This is a genomic window from Micromonospora sp. NPDC005299 (assembly GCF_042872345.1).
Taxonomy (GTDB): Bacteria; Actinomycetota; Actinomycetes; order Mycobacteriales; family Micromonosporaceae; genus Micromonospora.
Map to the genome: position 1 here is coordinate 172,298 of NZ_JBIAKG010000002.1, position 12,804 is coordinate 185,101.

The window sequence follows — 12,804 nt, forward strand, 5'->3', positions numbered from 1 at the left end:
AGGGCGACCTCGACCGGGCCGTACAGGAAGAAGAACGCGCAGGTGACCACGATCAGCCCGAGCAGGCGTGGCCGGTCCAGGATCGTGCGCCAGCCGCCCGCCGCCGGCTCGGCCGGCGTCACCCCGACAGCGGCAGCCTGCCGGGCGGAGACCGTCCCGCCGGCCACCGCCAGGACCGCGAAGCTCACCGCGTCCACCCCGATCACCCAGCCCGGGCCGACCAGCGCGGTCAGCCCGCCGGCCAGGGCCGGGCCGACCACGAAGGCGGCCTGCGCGAACGTGGACAGCAGCGCGTTGCCGGCGAGCCGGTCCTCCTCCGGCAGCACCTCCGCGACGAGCGTGTACGCGCCGGCGTTCCCCCACGCGTGCAGCAGCGAGGACACCGCCAGCAACGCGACGTACACCACCGGGTCGAGCAGACCCGACACCGCCAGGATCGCCACCGCGCCCAGCGCCACCGCCCGCACCGAGGCGTCCGCCGCCACCAGGTGCGCGGCGCGCAGTCGCCGTACCAGCCGGGCGAGCACGGCCGCGCCGATCGGGGCCGGCAGCGCGTACGCGGCCACCGCCAGCCCGGTCCAGACACCGGCCTGGTCGGCCGGCGCGATCTGGACCGCGAGCCACGCCACCGCGACCATGCTCATGCCGTCGCCCAGGGAGGAGACCAGCATCCCGGGCAGGATCCGGCGAAGCACCGGCTGTCTCAGCAGCCGGCCGACCGAGCCCGCCCATGACCGCACACCAGAGAATGGGTTCATCGCTGCCGCTCCGTTTCCGTCACCGATCTGCCTGGGCCTGAGCGTCGCCCGCCGGTGCCGGGACCGGCATCGGTGCCGACCACGGAAACCACCACGGAATCGACGGCACGGGGTGGGCGAGAATGGGGCCGTGACGGCGACGGTGGAGGTGTCGGCTCGGGAAGCCGAGGTGTTGGCGCTGGTGGGAGAGCACCTCAGCAACGCCGAGATCGGGGCACGGCTGTTCATCTCGGTGCGTACCGTGGAGAGCCACGTCTCCTCGCTGCTGCGCAAGCTGGGGATGCCGGATCGGCGGGCGCTCGCCCAGCGCGCGTCCGAGCTGGGTCGCGCCGGCCGGTCCCACCCCGCGCCGGTCCTGCCGACGCCGCTGACCTCGTTCGTCGGCCGGGCCCGGGAGCGGGCCGAGCTGGCCGAGCTCGTCAAGACCCACCGGCAGGTGACCGCGGTCGGCCCCGGCGGCGTGGGGAAGACCCGGCTGGCGTTGACGCTGGCCGCCGAGGCGGCCGGCGAGTACGCCGACGGGGTCTGGTTCGTCGACCTGGTCCCGGTCACCGACCCGGGCGCCTCCGTGGTGGCGGCCGCGGTCGCCGGCGCGCTCGGCCTCGGCGAGCAGCCCGGCGCCGCCATCGACGAGTCGGTGGTCGCCGCCCTGGCCGACCGGCACGCCCTGCTGGTGCTGGACAACTGCGAGCAGGTACGGGACGGCGTGGCGCCGTTCGTCGAGCGGTTGCTCGCGGCGTGCCCCCGGGTGACGGTGCTGGCGACCAGCCGGGCCCGGCTGATGGTGCCGTTCGAGCGCGTGTATCCGGTACCGCCGCTGTCACTGGCCGGCGACGGCGAGTCGGACGCGGTCGCGCTGTTCCTGGAACGGGCGGCGGCGGTGGGCCGGCCGCCGGATCCTGCCCTGCGCGACCACATCGCCTCCGTCTGTGCGCGGCTCGACGGAGTGGCGCTGGCGATCGAGCTGGCCGCCGCCCGGTGGTCCACGCTCGGGCTGGACGGCCTCGCCGCCGGCCTGTCCGACCAGCTCCGGATGCTCGCCGGTGGCTCCCGCGCCGATGACCGGCACCGCTCGGTGCGGGCGGCGCTGGACTGGAGCCACGACCTGCTGGAGCCGGCCGACCGGGCGCTGCTGCGCCGGGTGTCGGTGTTCGTGGCGCCGTTCACCGTCGCCGCGGCGGCGGAGGTCGCCGGGTCCGAGGCGGGCGTGGTCGCCGACGGGCTGGCCCGGCTCGCCGAGCAGAGCCTGCTGGTGGTGACGGCCTCCCTCGGCGGCACCGAGTACCGGGCGCTGGAGACCATCCGCCAGTACGGGACCGAGCGGCTCACCGAGGCCGGCGAGCTGGACGACGCGCGAACCCGGCACCTGCGCTGGTGCCTGGCCGAGGCCGCCGGCCTGGCGGTGGTCCGCGTGGACTGGCGGGCCCGCTTCGACGCGGTGGCGGACGACCTCCGCGCCGCCCTGGCGTGGGCGGCCGACCGGCCGGAGCAGCGCGCCGACGCGTACCGCCTCGCCCGGCGCCTGGCGGAGCTGACCTTCACCCGCAACCTGATCGGCGAGTCCCAGGCGCGTTTCGCGCAGGCGGCCGCGCTCGCGGACGACCCGGCCGACACCGCGTCGATGCTGCGGCAGGCGGCGTCCGTGGCCGGCTGCCGGATGCGCGGCGACGACATGTACCGCTTCCACCGCGCGGCCGCGGACGCCGCCCGCCGGGCGGGGGACACCGCCGGCGCCGCCGCCGACCTGGCGACCGCCGCCACCAACGCGTACCGGTTCTGGAGCAAGTTCGCCCGGCTCACCCCGGAGGCGGAGGCGGTCGCCCTCATCGTCGAGGCGCGGGAGCTGGCCGGCGACGACCCGGCCGCCCGGGCCGCGCTGGCGCTGGCCGAGGCGGGCGTGCTCACCGACGCGTTCGGCGCCGCCCAGGGTCCGCCCGACAACGCCGTGCCGGAGACGATCGCCCGCGCCGAACGGGCGGTGGAACTGGCGCACCGCACGGGCGATCCGCTCGCCGAGTCCGCCGCGCTCGACGCACTCACCGGCGCCCGGAGCTGGGCCGGTGACGCGTTCGCCGCCGCGGCCACGGCGCGGCGCCGGATCACGCTGCTCTCGTCCGCGCCGCACACTCCGGCCAGCACCCACGAGCTGATCGACGCCCTCGGCATGGCCACCGAGGCCGGCCTCGGTGCGGGGGACCTGCCGGGCGCCCGCCGGTGGGCCCGGCGACTCGCGGATCATCCGTTGCTCGCGGAGGTCGGCCACCGTGCCACGAGTTGGCTGCTGGTGGCCGACGCCCTCCCGGGCAACGTGGACGAGGTCCTGACCGGCAGCGTCCGGTTCCTCGAAGCGTGGCAGCGGGCCGGCAGCCCCGCCCGGTCGGTCCTCGGCCCGGCCGTGGCCGGCGTAGCGATGATCCACGGCCTGCGCGACGACCACGACGCCCGGCGCGAGTGGGACGCGGTCCTCGGACAGCTGGGTGCCCCACCGGAGCACGTCTACGGCTACGGCGCGGTCTTCGACGCGATGCTCATGCTGCATCACGGGGAGGCCGGGGAGGCCTCGGAACGGCTGGCGCCCGAACCCGGTGACGTGTGGAAGTGGGTCACCTGGATCTGGCTCCACTGGTACGTGGCGCTACGTGCCGAGGCGAGCGTGCTCGCCGGGAGCCCCGACGCCGGCGATCGCCTGGCCGAGGCCCGTACCGTCGTGGCCGGCAACCCGGTCGCCGCCGCCATCGTGGAGCGGGCCGGCGCGCTGCTCGACGACGACCGGGAACGGCTTCTCGCCACGGCAGCCGCGTTCGACGCGAGCGGTTGCCGCTATCAGGCGGCCCGGACCCTGGTGCTCGCCGGCGGCGACCACGCCGTCCGCGGGGCGGCGGCGCTCGCCGACCTCGGCCTCGCGCCGATGGCCCCCCGCTGACCGGAGCCATCCGCCGGATTCCCCGAAACGCAACCAGTGGTTGCGTGAGGCCGATCCTCCCGGTAGCGTGACGTGCAACCAAACGTTGCAGGAGGGCATCATGGAGTTCGGGACCATCGAGCGCGAGATCTACGTCGAGGCGTCGCCCGAGATCGTCTTCCAGGTGGTGAGCAGCCCCGACCACCTCAAGCAGTGGTGGCCGGACGACGCCCGGTACGACCCGACGCCCGGCTCGACGGGAGAGATCGTCTTCGGCGACCGCGACGCCGGCGGGACGGCCGTGCCGTTCACCGTCGTCGACGCGCGACCGCCGCGGACGTTCTCGTTCCGGTGGACGCACCCGGCCGGCGAGGCGGCGGCGGAGGGCAACTCCCTGCTGGTCACCTTCGACCTGACCCCGTCGGGTGCCGGCACGGTGCTCAGGATGACGGAGACCGGCTTCCGGGAGATGGGCTGGGAGCTCGCCGTGCTGGAGCAGCAGTACCGGGAGCACGTCACGGGCTGGGACTTCTTCCTGCCGCGGCTGGCGCCGTACGCCGCGACGCTGCCGGTGCGGGCATGAGCACCGCCGTGGTGGAGCAGGTCGACGACGACCTCTGGTCCGCGATCGGAGACCCGACCCGGCGCCGGATGCTCGACCTGCTGCTCGTCGAGGGCGACGGCACCGCGACCACGCTCAGCCAGCAGATGCCGGTCACCCGGCAGGCGGTGGCCAAGCACCTCGGCGTCCTCGACCGGGTCGGCCTGGTCCGGGCGACGCCGGCCGGCCGCGAGAAACGCTACCGGGTGGACGACGCGCAGCTCGCCCGCGCGGTGGCCCAGCTGTCGTCGGTCGGGTCGGCGTGGGACGCCCGGCTGCGGCGGATCAAGCGGATCGCCGAGGCGATCCAGCGCACCCAGACGGACTGACAACGGGATCAGGGAGAGTCGAGATGGTGGACATTCTGCACCGCGTCGGGGTCAAGACCCCGACGCCGGACAAGGTGTACGACGCGCTGACGACAGTCGAGGGCCTCGCCGGCTGGTGGACCGACGACACGAAGGGGAGTGGCGAGGTCGGCGGCGTCCTCGAGTTCCGGTTCCCGCCCGGCGGCTTCGACATGGAGGTCGTCGAGCTTCGGCCCGCCGAACGCGTGGCGTGGCGGGTGGTCGACGGCCCCGAGGAGTGGATCGGGACCACGATCGACTGGAACCTCCGCCAGGACGGCGACTACACGATCGTGCTCTTCACGCACCGGGGCTGGACGGAGCCGGTGGAGTTCATGCACCACTGCAGCACCAAGTGGGGCTCGTACCTGATGAGCCTGAAGTCGCTGGTGGAGACCGGTGAGGGCGCCCCGTCGCCGCGGGACGTGCAGATCAGCGACTGGCACTGACGCCGACCACGGCCCTCCCCGGGACCGACCAGGGGCGACGTGCCGCCGGTGACGCCGTTCGAAACCAGGCCAACCGGGTAGACGCCGGCCGCGCCCGCTGTCGCCGGGCGGACGGACGGAAGGAACGGCAATGACCAGGATCGGCATCATCATCGGCAGCACGCGTCCCGGGCGTAACGGGGAGACCGTGGCCCGGTGGGTCCACGAGATCGCCGCCCAGCGCGACGACGCCCAGTACGAGCTCGTCGACATCAAGGACTTCGACCTGCCCCACCTCGACGAGATGGCACCACCGTCGCTCGGCCAGTACACCCAGCCGCACACCCTGCGGTGGGCCGAGAAGATCGCCTCGTTCGACGGCTACGTCTTCGTCACGCCGGAGTACAACCACTCCACCTCCGGCGCCCTGAAGAACGCGATCGACTTCCTCTACGCCGAGTGGAACAACAAGGCGGCCGGGTTCGTCAGCTACGGCAGCGTCGGCGGCACCCGGGCGGTGGAGCATCTCCGCCTGGTGGTCGCCGAGCTGCAGATGGCGGATGTGCGGGCCCAGGTCGCGCTCTCCCTCTTCACCGACTTCGAGAACTTCAGCGTCTTCAAGCCCAGCGAGCACCAGGTCGGCGCGGTGAACACGATGCTCGACCAGTTGGTGGCCTGGAGCGGGGCCCTGGCGACCCTGCGGTCCGGCACGACGATGGCCACCCCGCAGTCCCGCGCGTAACGGTCGGGCCGGTTCCCCGGGTCCGACCGATGAGTTCCGGCCGGTGCCGCAGTCTGCCGAGGGACGGATCACGGAGTGAAAGGGGAAGCGTCCCTATGGGCAAGCTGGTCGTGACGGAGTTCGTGACGCTCGACGGGGTGGCACAGGCGCCGGGGGAGCTCGACGAGGACCGCGCCGGCGGCTTCACCCACGGCGGGTGGCAGGCGCCGCTGGTGGACCACGAGACCGGCGAGGCCATGTTCGCGCAGGCCAGGAGCATGGACGCGCTGCTGCTGGGCCGCCGGACCTACGAGATCTTCGCCGGCTACTGGCCGAGCGCGCCCGCGGAGATCCCCTTCACCGGGCTGCTCAACCAGGTGCCCAGGTACGTGGCGAGCCGCACGCTGAACGAGCCGCTGGGCTGGGAGGGCTCGACGCTGCTCGGCGGCGACCTCGCCGAGAACGTCGCCGAGCTGAAGGACCGCCACGACGCGCTCCACGTGATCGGCAGCCTCGACCTGGTGCAGTCGCTGCTGCGCCTGCGCGTCGTGGACCGGCTGCACCTCTGGCTCTACCCGCTGACGCTGGGCGCCGGCAAGCGGCTGTTCGCCGACGGCACGATGCCGGCGGCGTTCCGGCTCACCGAGTCGGTCGGCCATCCCAACGGCACGCTGCAACTGACGTACGAGGCCGCGGGACGGCCGACCTACGGCAACCTCGCCGCATAGGCGCGGCGCCGACGGCAGCGGCGTCAGTCCAGGCAGAACTCGTTGCCCTCGGGGTCGGTCAGCACGATGTGGCCGGCGCTCAGCGGGGGCTCGGGTGCATAGCGGCGCACCCGCTTCGCGCCCAGCGCGACGAGCCGGTCGCACTCGGCCTCCAGCGCCGCCATCCGCTCCTCTCCCGTCAGCCCGGGCGCGGCACGGACATCGAGGTGGACCCGGTTCTTCGCGACCTTGTCCTCCGGCACCAGCTGGAAGAACAGCCGTGCGCCGTGCCCGTCCGGGTCCTCGATGGCCGACCGCGTGTTGCGCTGCTCCTCCGGCACGCCGATCCGGGCCAGGAAGTCGTCCCACGCGGCGAGGGGGTCGGCGCCTTCGGGCAGGTCGACTCCGGGCGGGCCGGGGTGGACGTAGCCCAGCGCGTCGCGCCAGAAGGACGACAGCGCCCGCGGGTCGTGGGCGTCGAAGGTGACCTGGAAGTGGCGGCTCATCGGGTTGCTCCGTTCGTCGGGGCGTGCGTGCGCTTCGTCGCATCCATGTCGCCCACTCTGACACCCTTGGCGGACAGAATCGGTCCGCTATCTGGGAGGGTGGGCGACATGGGCGTGGCGAGCGGCGACGAGCGGGGTACGACGGAGCGGGTCCTCACCCTGCTCGGGCTGCTTCAGCAGCGCCCGGCCTGGACCGGTCCCGAGCTCGCCGACCGGCTCGGGGTCACGCCGCGCACGATCCGGCGTGACGTCGAGCGGCTGCGCACGCTCGGCTACCCGGTGCATGCCGGCCAGGGTGTCGGCGGCGGCTACCGGCTCGGCCCGGGGCGGGCCCTGCCGCCGCTGCTCCTCGACGACGAGGAGGCGATCGCCACCGCGGTCTCGCTGCTCGCCGGCGCGGGTGGCGCGGTCGCCGGCGCGGGTGACGCCGCACTCCGGGCGCTGGCCAAGCTCGACCGGGTGCTGCCCACCCGCCTGCGGCACGACGTGCGCGCGCTCTCCGGCTCGGTGGAGTCGTTCGGCGGAGGCCGGCCACCGGTCGATTCCGAGGCGCTCATGACGCTGGCCAGGGCCTGCCGCGACGAGGTCGAGGCCGGCTTCGACTACCCGTCCGGCGGCGAGGTGCGACGGCGGCGGGTCGAGCCCTACCGCCTGGTCGCCTCCGACCGGCGCTGGTACCTCCTCGCCTACGACCTCGATCGCGACGACTGGCGCAGCTTCCGCGTCGACCGGATGACCGACGTGTCCGCACGGACGTGGCGCTTCCGCCCGCGGACCGCGCCCGACGCGGCGACGTATGTGCAGGCGGGGGTGGCGAGTCGGGTCTACCCGCACCGGGCACGCTTCCTCGTGCACGCGCCGGCCGACACGGTACGCGCGCAGATTCCGGCGTCGGCGGCCGTGGTCCGGCGGCGCGACGGCGAGCGCTGCGAGGTGCTCAGCGGCGCGGGCAGCCTCGACTTCGTGCTCATGCACGTGCTGCTGCTGGGCCACGACTTCGAGGTGCTCGACCCGCCGGAGCTCCGGAAGCGCTGTCGCGCACTGGCGGAGAGGCTGCTGGCGGCCGGTGCGACGACCCCACCGCTGCCCGGCCCGGCGCAGCCGTGAGGCGGTACGCCGGCCCGGCGCGTCGCGGTCCGGCGCGTGGTCAACCGGTCGCCGGGCCGGTGGCGGCGTCCCGCAGCCGGTCGGCCAGTTCGCGGACGGCCTGGTTGTGCCGCGGATCCGACGCGCCCGGCAGGTGCCTGACGATCGGCGGCGGGACGGTGTCACTGGGCGGGGCGACCACGTCCCGGGGGTCCCGCAGCCGCCGGTCCACCGACCCCGCCGGCCCACCGACCGCCGGTGGGTCCTCCGGACGATGGGGGGAGAACACCCACCCGCCGATGGAGTCGGTGTCCCGCCACAGGTTGATCCACCGCCAGCCGACCCGCCGGCCGATCTCCTGCAGCACGTCGGCGTCGACGTAGGCGGGGAACCAGTGGGCGTACAGCCGGGACAGCGGCGACCCGGACGTCAGCAGCGCCACCCGCGCGCAGACCTCCGGCGGCAGTTGCAGCACCGTCGCGGCGAGCAGGACCGAGCCGTGACTGTGCCCGGCGAGCAGCACGGTCTGCCCCTGTCCGGTCAGGTAGCTGATCCGGCGGCTGAGTTCGGGCACCGCCCGCTCGGCGTAACAGGGCGGCGCGAACGGGTGCGCCGCCCGGGGCCAGAAGGTGCCCAGGTCCCACAGCACCCCGACGTAGCGGCGGAACTCGGGGGTGCGGTAGGCGAACAGGCCGCCCAGGACCAGCCCCAGGATCGCCGCGGCGATCACGTAGCTGCCCAGGCCGATCCCGAAGTTCACCAGGTCCGCCGGGATCGGCGCCCAGCGGTCGATCACGTCCCCGGGATACCACCGCGCCAGCCCCAGGGTGCTGGTGGCCAGCCCGAGCCCGGCGAGAGCGGCGTAGGTGAGGACCAGCGGGGTCACCCGCTCGGTGAAGCGGGCCCGCGCGATCACCTTCTCGACCTCACGCAGCCGCTCGGCGGCCTCGGCCGGCGCGTCGGGGTGGTCGCGGGCCACGATGCCCGCGGCGGCCCGCCGGCGGGCGGGCCGGGACGCCAGCGCCACGGCGACGCCGGCCACCGCGGCGACCGTCACCGCCAGGAAGAAGCCGAAGATCGCCCACTTGTACGCCAGCGGCGGGCTGGTCGCCAACCGTGCGGAGGTGGGCGCGCTGCGGTCCAGCAGGTCCGCCACCCGGTAGACCAGCTCGGCGGAGTACGCCACCGCCAGCCCGGCGGCGACGGCGTCGATGACCGGGGCGCCGAGCGCACGCAGGCGCGACCCGCCCGGCAGCCGGGGACGCGCCCACAGCACGGCCGCCCCGAGGACGAGCAGGAGGCCGGTCTGCGTCGCGAAGAGGAGGGTGACGATCTCCCCGTACCCGGGCAGTCCCGTCCGGGCGGCCCAGGGGGCGGGCTCGGCCGCCACGACGACCACGACGGCGACGGTGAGCAGGCACGCCGCGGTCCGCAGGCGGCGCAGGTTCCGTTCGACGTTCGGGGCCGGCGTGGCGCGGTCGAGCAGCGGATGGGCGCAGACCAGCACCATGCAGGTGGTCAGCACCGCCCCGGTCAGCGCCAGCAGCGCGGCGGTCACGACGGACGCCCGCCCCCCGGCGGAGCGCGCGGCGAGCAGGACGGCGTCCAGCGTGGCGAAGGCCGCGGCGACGTGGATCGCCCGCAGCCGGGAGACCAGCGGAGCGCGGTCCCACTGGCCGACCGCCGTGAGTTGGTGCTCGCCGGACGCCGTGGCCGGGCCGCGGAACGTCGAGTACGTCCATCCCGGCCGGCTGCTCAGCCGCCAGACCAGCGCCACCGCCGCGATCGGGACCAGGGCGAGCACCGCCAGCCGCAGCCCCGCCGGCCGCCCGCCGAGCCAGGACAGCCAGTTCCGGCCGGTCAGGCACTGCGGCGAGCCCATGCACTTCCAGGCGATCAGGTCCAGCGTCACGCCGGCCACCGCGATCACGTACACCGCGGTGAGCGTCAGGGCGAGCAGCCGGCACAGCGCCTTCACGGTGGCGGCGGGCAACCCGTTGCCGGGCGGGTGCATCCAGATCGCCATGTTGCCGAGCATGAACGGCAGCAGGAACACCAGGGACAGCGTGCGGACGGCCTTGCCGGAGGGAAGGTCCCGCCACAGGTACGCCTCCATCAGCACGCCGCCCGGCCCGGTCGTGTCCGGGTAGCCGGCCCTCGGCCGGTAGAAGCCGCCGCTGCGGTCACCGGCCACCTGGTGCACGTTCGGCCGGTCCAGCACCTGCTCCGCGGCGGTGCCCGAGACGCCGTGCACCCGCAACTCCACGACCTCGACCGGCCGTTCGTCCGAGTCCATCGGCGTGTCCGACATCGATCTCCCGTGGCAGTGACCGGCGCCCGGGCGCCGACGCGCCCGTGCCCGGGGGGTGCGGTCTACCCGTTCCGCGCCGGTTCAAGGGCGCCGTGGACGAGGCGGCGGGATGACGGGAAACCGGGCGGCCGGCAGGTGAGGGGGCAGTAACGTGGCGGGCGGAGGCCCTGCCGCCCGACCAGCCCAGGGAGGCCGCGATGAGCGCGACGGACGCCCGGAGCGACGACGCGAGCGACAACATCGACCTGAAGCTCGAGGTGGTCGTCCTCCCGGTGGTGGACGTCGACCGCGCGAAGGAGTTCTACGGGCGCCTCGGGTGGCGGCTCGACCAGACGCCGCCGGGCATCGTCCAGTTCACGCCGCCGGGCTCGGGGTGCTCGATCCAGTTCGGCCCGAGCCTCACCGTCGCCGCACCGGGATCGGCGAAGGGGTATCTCGTGGTCGCCGACATCGAGGCCGCCCGCGGCGAACTGGTCGCCGCCGGTGTCGATGTGAGCGGGATCTTCCACGTGGGCCCGGGCGGCCCGGTCAGCGGTCGGGACCCGGAGCGCCGCAGCTACGTCTCCCGTGCCTCGTTCGCCGATCCCGACGGCAACGACTGGCTGCTCCAGGAGATCACCACCCGGTTGCCCGGGCGGATGGCGGCGGACACGACCTCGTACACCTCCGCCACCGACCTGGCGGGTGCGCTGCGCCGCGCCGCCGCCGCGCACGGCGAGCACGAGAAGCGCATCGGTGCGACGGACGAGAACTGGCCCGACTGGTACGCGGCCTACCTGGTGCGGGAGCAGGCGGGTGAGGAACTACCCACCTGACCGCTCCTGATCAGCCCACGGCGGTCGGGGAGGGCGGCGCGCTGCCGCCCTGCGGCGCCTCGGCGGTCATCAACCGGATGATCTCGGACTGGTCGGCGGCGGACGGCAGCCCCCAGCCGGGGCGGTATCCGTACACCTGGTCCAGGGGGGTGGAGGCGGTGCGGCCGTCGAGGATCTCGACGGCGCCGGTGTCGATCAGCCCGGGATGCTCGACGCCGCACGCCTCGGCGACCTTGACCAGGTCGCGCCGCAGCGTCCGGACGTAGTTGGCCGCCCGCACCGACTTGCGCGCCGGGTCGAGGCCCCGGGCCAGCCACGGGTTCTGGGTCGCGACACCGGTGGGGCAGGTGTCGGTGTGGCACTTCTGCGCCTGGACGCAGCCGATCGCCAGCATCGCCTCGCGGCCCACGTTCACCATGTCGGCGCCGAGCGCGAAGGCCACCACGGCGTTGTCCGGCAGCCCGAGCTTGCCGCCGCCGACGAAGACCACCTGCTCGTGCAGGTCCCGTTCGGCGAAGACCCGGTAGACCCGCGAGAAGCCCTGCTGGAACGGCAGCGACACCGAATCGGTGAAGATCAGCGGTGCGGCCCCCGTGCCGCCCTCGCCGCCGTCGACGGTCACGAAGTCCACGCCGCGGCCGGTGTCGCGCATCAGCGTGGTCAGTTCCTCCCAGAAGCCCAGGTCGCCGACGGCGGACTTGATGCCGACCGGCAGGCCGGTCTCGGCGGCGAGCAGTTCCACCCAGTCCAGCAGGCTGTCGCAGTCGGAGAACTCGGCGTGCCGCGACGGGCTGACACAGTCCTGCCCCATGGGGATGCCGCGGGTGGCGGCGATCTCGGCGGAGACCTTCGCGGCCGGCAGCAGGCCGCCGAGGCTCGGTTTCGCGCCCTGGCTCAGCTTGATCTCCAGCGCCCTGACCGGTGCGCCCGCCACCAGGTCCTTGAGCCGGTCGAGGTCGAACCGGCCGCGCTCGTCGCGGCAACCGAAATACGCGGTGCCGAGCTGGAAGATCAGGTCACCACCGTTGCGGTGGTACGGCGACAGCCCGCCCTCCCCGGTGTTCTGGAGGCACCCGGCCAGGGCGGCGCCGCGGTTGAGCGCCTCGACGGCGTTGCCGGACAGCGAGCCGAAGCTCATGCCGGAGATGTTGACCACCGACTCGGGGCGGAAGGCGCGAGCCCGACCCCGGGCGCCGCCGAGCACCTTCGCGCACGGGAGGGTCACGTCGTGCGCGGCGCCGGGGGAGGACGGCGGCACCGCCCGGCCGAAGGTGCGGTGCTTGATGATCGGGTAGCCGGGGGTGTACTCGATGTCGTTGTCCGTGCCGAACCCGAAGTAGTTGTTCTCCTGCTTCGCCGACGCGTACACCCAGCGCCGCTGGTCGCGGGTGAACGGCCGCTCCTCGTTGTTGCCGGCCACGATGTACTGGCGCAGCTCGGGCCCGATCGACTCCAGCAGGTACCGGGCGCGGCCGAGGACGGGGAAGTTGCGCAGCAGCGCGTGGTCGCGCTGCAGCAGGTCACGTGCGGCGAGGGCCGCGACGGCGGCGACGGCGGCGGGTACGGCTCTACGGGCCCAGCTCATGCCGCCACTCTTTCCGGGATCGCCGCCGGCCAAACGG

General features: G+C 74.3%; 11 protein-coding genes and 1 pseudogene. 8 read left to right on the forward strand and 4 right to left on the reverse strand.

Annotated elements, in window-relative coordinates; genetic code table 11:
* Positions 1-32: 32 nt before the first annotated feature.
* Positions 33-986 (reverse strand): annotated as a pseudogene (locus ACFYPD_RS06110) (MFS transporter); the annotation flags it as partial.
* Here ACFYPD_RS06110 and ACFYPD_RS06115 point away from each other — a divergent pair.
* From ACFYPD_RS06115 to ACFYPD_RS06140, 6 genes are all read left to right on the forward strand, one after another.
* The gene (locus tag ACFYPD_RS06115) at positions 889-3,681 is read left to right on the forward strand and encodes an ATP-binding protein (protein ID WP_387109578.1); all 2,793 of its coding nucleotides are present in this window, start codon (positions 889-891) and stop codon (positions 3,679-3,681) included. The pseudogene ACFYPD_RS06110 and the gene ACFYPD_RS06115 sit on opposite strands and share 98 nt — an antisense overlap.
* Positions 3,682-3,781: 100 nt before the next feature.
* Entirely contained in the window at positions 3,782-4,243 is a 462-nt protein-coding gene (locus ACFYPD_RS06120) for an SRPBCC family protein (protein ID WP_387109579.1), read from the forward strand.
* Positions 4,240-4,590 carry an ArsR/SmtB family transcription factor gene (locus ACFYPD_RS06125; protein ID WP_387109581.1) on the forward strand — a complete coding sequence of 117 codons (351 nt, stop codon included), beginning with the start codon at positions 4,240-4,242 and terminating at the stop codon, positions 4,588-4,590. Before ACFYPD_RS06120 ends, ACFYPD_RS06125 begins: the two co-directional genes overlap by 4 nt.
* Before the next feature lie 23 nt (positions 4,591-4,613).
* Positions 4,614-5,057: an SRPBCC domain-containing protein gene (locus ACFYPD_RS06130; protein ID WP_387109582.1), complete on the forward strand. Its 444-nt coding sequence runs from the start codon at positions 4,614-4,616 to the stop codon at positions 5,055-5,057.
* Between the two features lie 130 nt (positions 5,058-5,187).
* Positions 5,188-5,778: an NADPH-dependent FMN reductase gene (locus tag ACFYPD_RS06135; protein ID WP_387109584.1), complete on the forward strand. Its 591-nt coding sequence runs from the start codon at positions 5,188-5,190 to the stop codon at positions 5,776-5,778.
* Positions 5,779-5,873: 95 nt separating this feature from the next.
* Positions 5,874-6,485 (forward strand): dihydrofolate reductase family protein, encoded by a 612-nt coding sequence (locus tag ACFYPD_RS06140; RefSeq protein WP_387109586.1) that lies wholly within the window; start codon positions 5,874-5,876, stop codon positions 6,483-6,485.
* Between the two features lie 23 nt (positions 6,486-6,508).
* Here ACFYPD_RS06140 and ACFYPD_RS06145 read toward each other — a convergent pair whose 3' ends face one another.
* Positions 6,509-6,970 carry a VOC family protein gene (locus tag ACFYPD_RS06145; protein WP_387109588.1) on the reverse strand — a complete coding sequence of 154 codons (462 nt, stop codon included), beginning with the start codon at positions 6,968-6,970 and terminating at the stop codon, positions 6,509-6,511.
* Positions 6,971-7,078: 108 nt separating this feature from the next.
* On the opposite strand from ACFYPD_RS06145, the gene ACFYPD_RS06150 reads away from it, so the two are divergent.
* Positions 7,079-8,077, forward strand: a complete 999-nt coding sequence (locus tag ACFYPD_RS06150; RefSeq protein ID WP_387109590.1) for a helix-turn-helix transcriptional regulator — start codon at positions 7,079-7,081, stop codon at positions 8,075-8,077.
* Positions 8,078-8,117: 40 nt separating this feature from the next.
* Here ACFYPD_RS06150 and ACFYPD_RS06155 read toward each other — a convergent pair whose 3' ends face one another.
* On the reverse strand, positions 8,118-10,352 hold the full coding sequence (locus ACFYPD_RS06155) for a hypothetical protein (protein WP_387109592.1): 2,235 nt from the start codon (positions 10,350-10,352) through the stop codon (positions 8,118-8,120).
* A 212-nt stretch (positions 10,353-10,564) separates the two neighbouring features.
* Between ACFYPD_RS06155 and ACFYPD_RS06160 the strand changes: the two genes are divergently transcribed.
* Positions 10,565-11,182 (forward strand): VOC family protein, encoded by a 618-nt coding sequence (locus ACFYPD_RS06160; RefSeq protein ID WP_387109594.1) that lies wholly within the window; start codon positions 10,565-10,567, stop codon positions 11,180-11,182.
* Positions 11,183-11,192: 10 nt separating this feature from the next.
* On the opposite strand, the gene ACFYPD_RS06165 is transcribed toward ACFYPD_RS06160, so the two are convergent.
* On the reverse strand, positions 11,193-12,767 hold the full coding sequence (locus ACFYPD_RS06165; protein ID WP_387109596.1) for an FMN-binding glutamate synthase family protein: 1,575 nt from the start codon (positions 12,765-12,767) through the stop codon (positions 11,193-11,195).
* Between the last annotated feature and the right edge of the window lie 37 nt (positions 12,768-12,804).

Excerpts from the sequence above, each read along its gene's own strand:
- ACFYPD_RS06120 (WP_387109579.1), top strand. The coding sequence starts at position 3,782 with ATGGAGTTCGGGACCATCGAGCGCGAGATCTACGTCGAGGCGTCGCCC.
- ACFYPD_RS06135 (WP_387109584.1), top strand. The coding sequence starts at position 5,188 with ATGACCAGGATCGGCATCATCATCGGCAGCACGCGTCCCGGGCGTAAC.
- ACFYPD_RS06160 (WP_387109594.1), top strand. The coding sequence starts at position 10,565 with ATGAGCGCGACGGACGCCCGGAGCGACGACGCGAGCGACAACATCGAC.
- ACFYPD_RS06150 (WP_387109590.1), top strand. The coding sequence starts at position 7,079 with ATGGGCGTGGCGAGCGGCGACGAGCGGGGTACGACGGAGCGGGTCCTC.
- ACFYPD_RS06140 (WP_387109586.1), top strand. The coding sequence starts at position 5,874 with ATGGGCAAGCTGGTCGTGACGGAGTTCGTGACGCTCGACGGGGTGGCA.
- ACFYPD_RS06145 (WP_387109588.1), bottom strand. The coding sequence starts at position 6,970 with ATGAGCCGCCACTTCCAGGTCACCTTCGACGCCCACGACCCGCGGGCG.
- ACFYPD_RS06165 (WP_387109596.1), bottom strand. The coding sequence starts at position 12,767 with ATGAGCTGGGCCCGTAGAGCCGTACCCGCCGCCGTCGCCGCCGTCGCG.
- ACFYPD_RS06130 (WP_387109582.1), top strand. The coding sequence starts at position 4,614 with ATGGTGGACATTCTGCACCGCGTCGGGGTCAAGACCCCGACGCCGGAC.
- ACFYPD_RS06155 (WP_387109592.1), bottom strand. The coding sequence starts at position 10,352 with ATGGACTCGGACGAACGGCCGGTCGAGGTCGTGGAGTTGCGGGTGCAC.
- ACFYPD_RS06125 (WP_387109581.1), top strand. The coding sequence starts at position 4,240 with ATGAGCACCGCCGTGGTGGAGCAGGTCGACGACGACCTCTGGTCCGCG.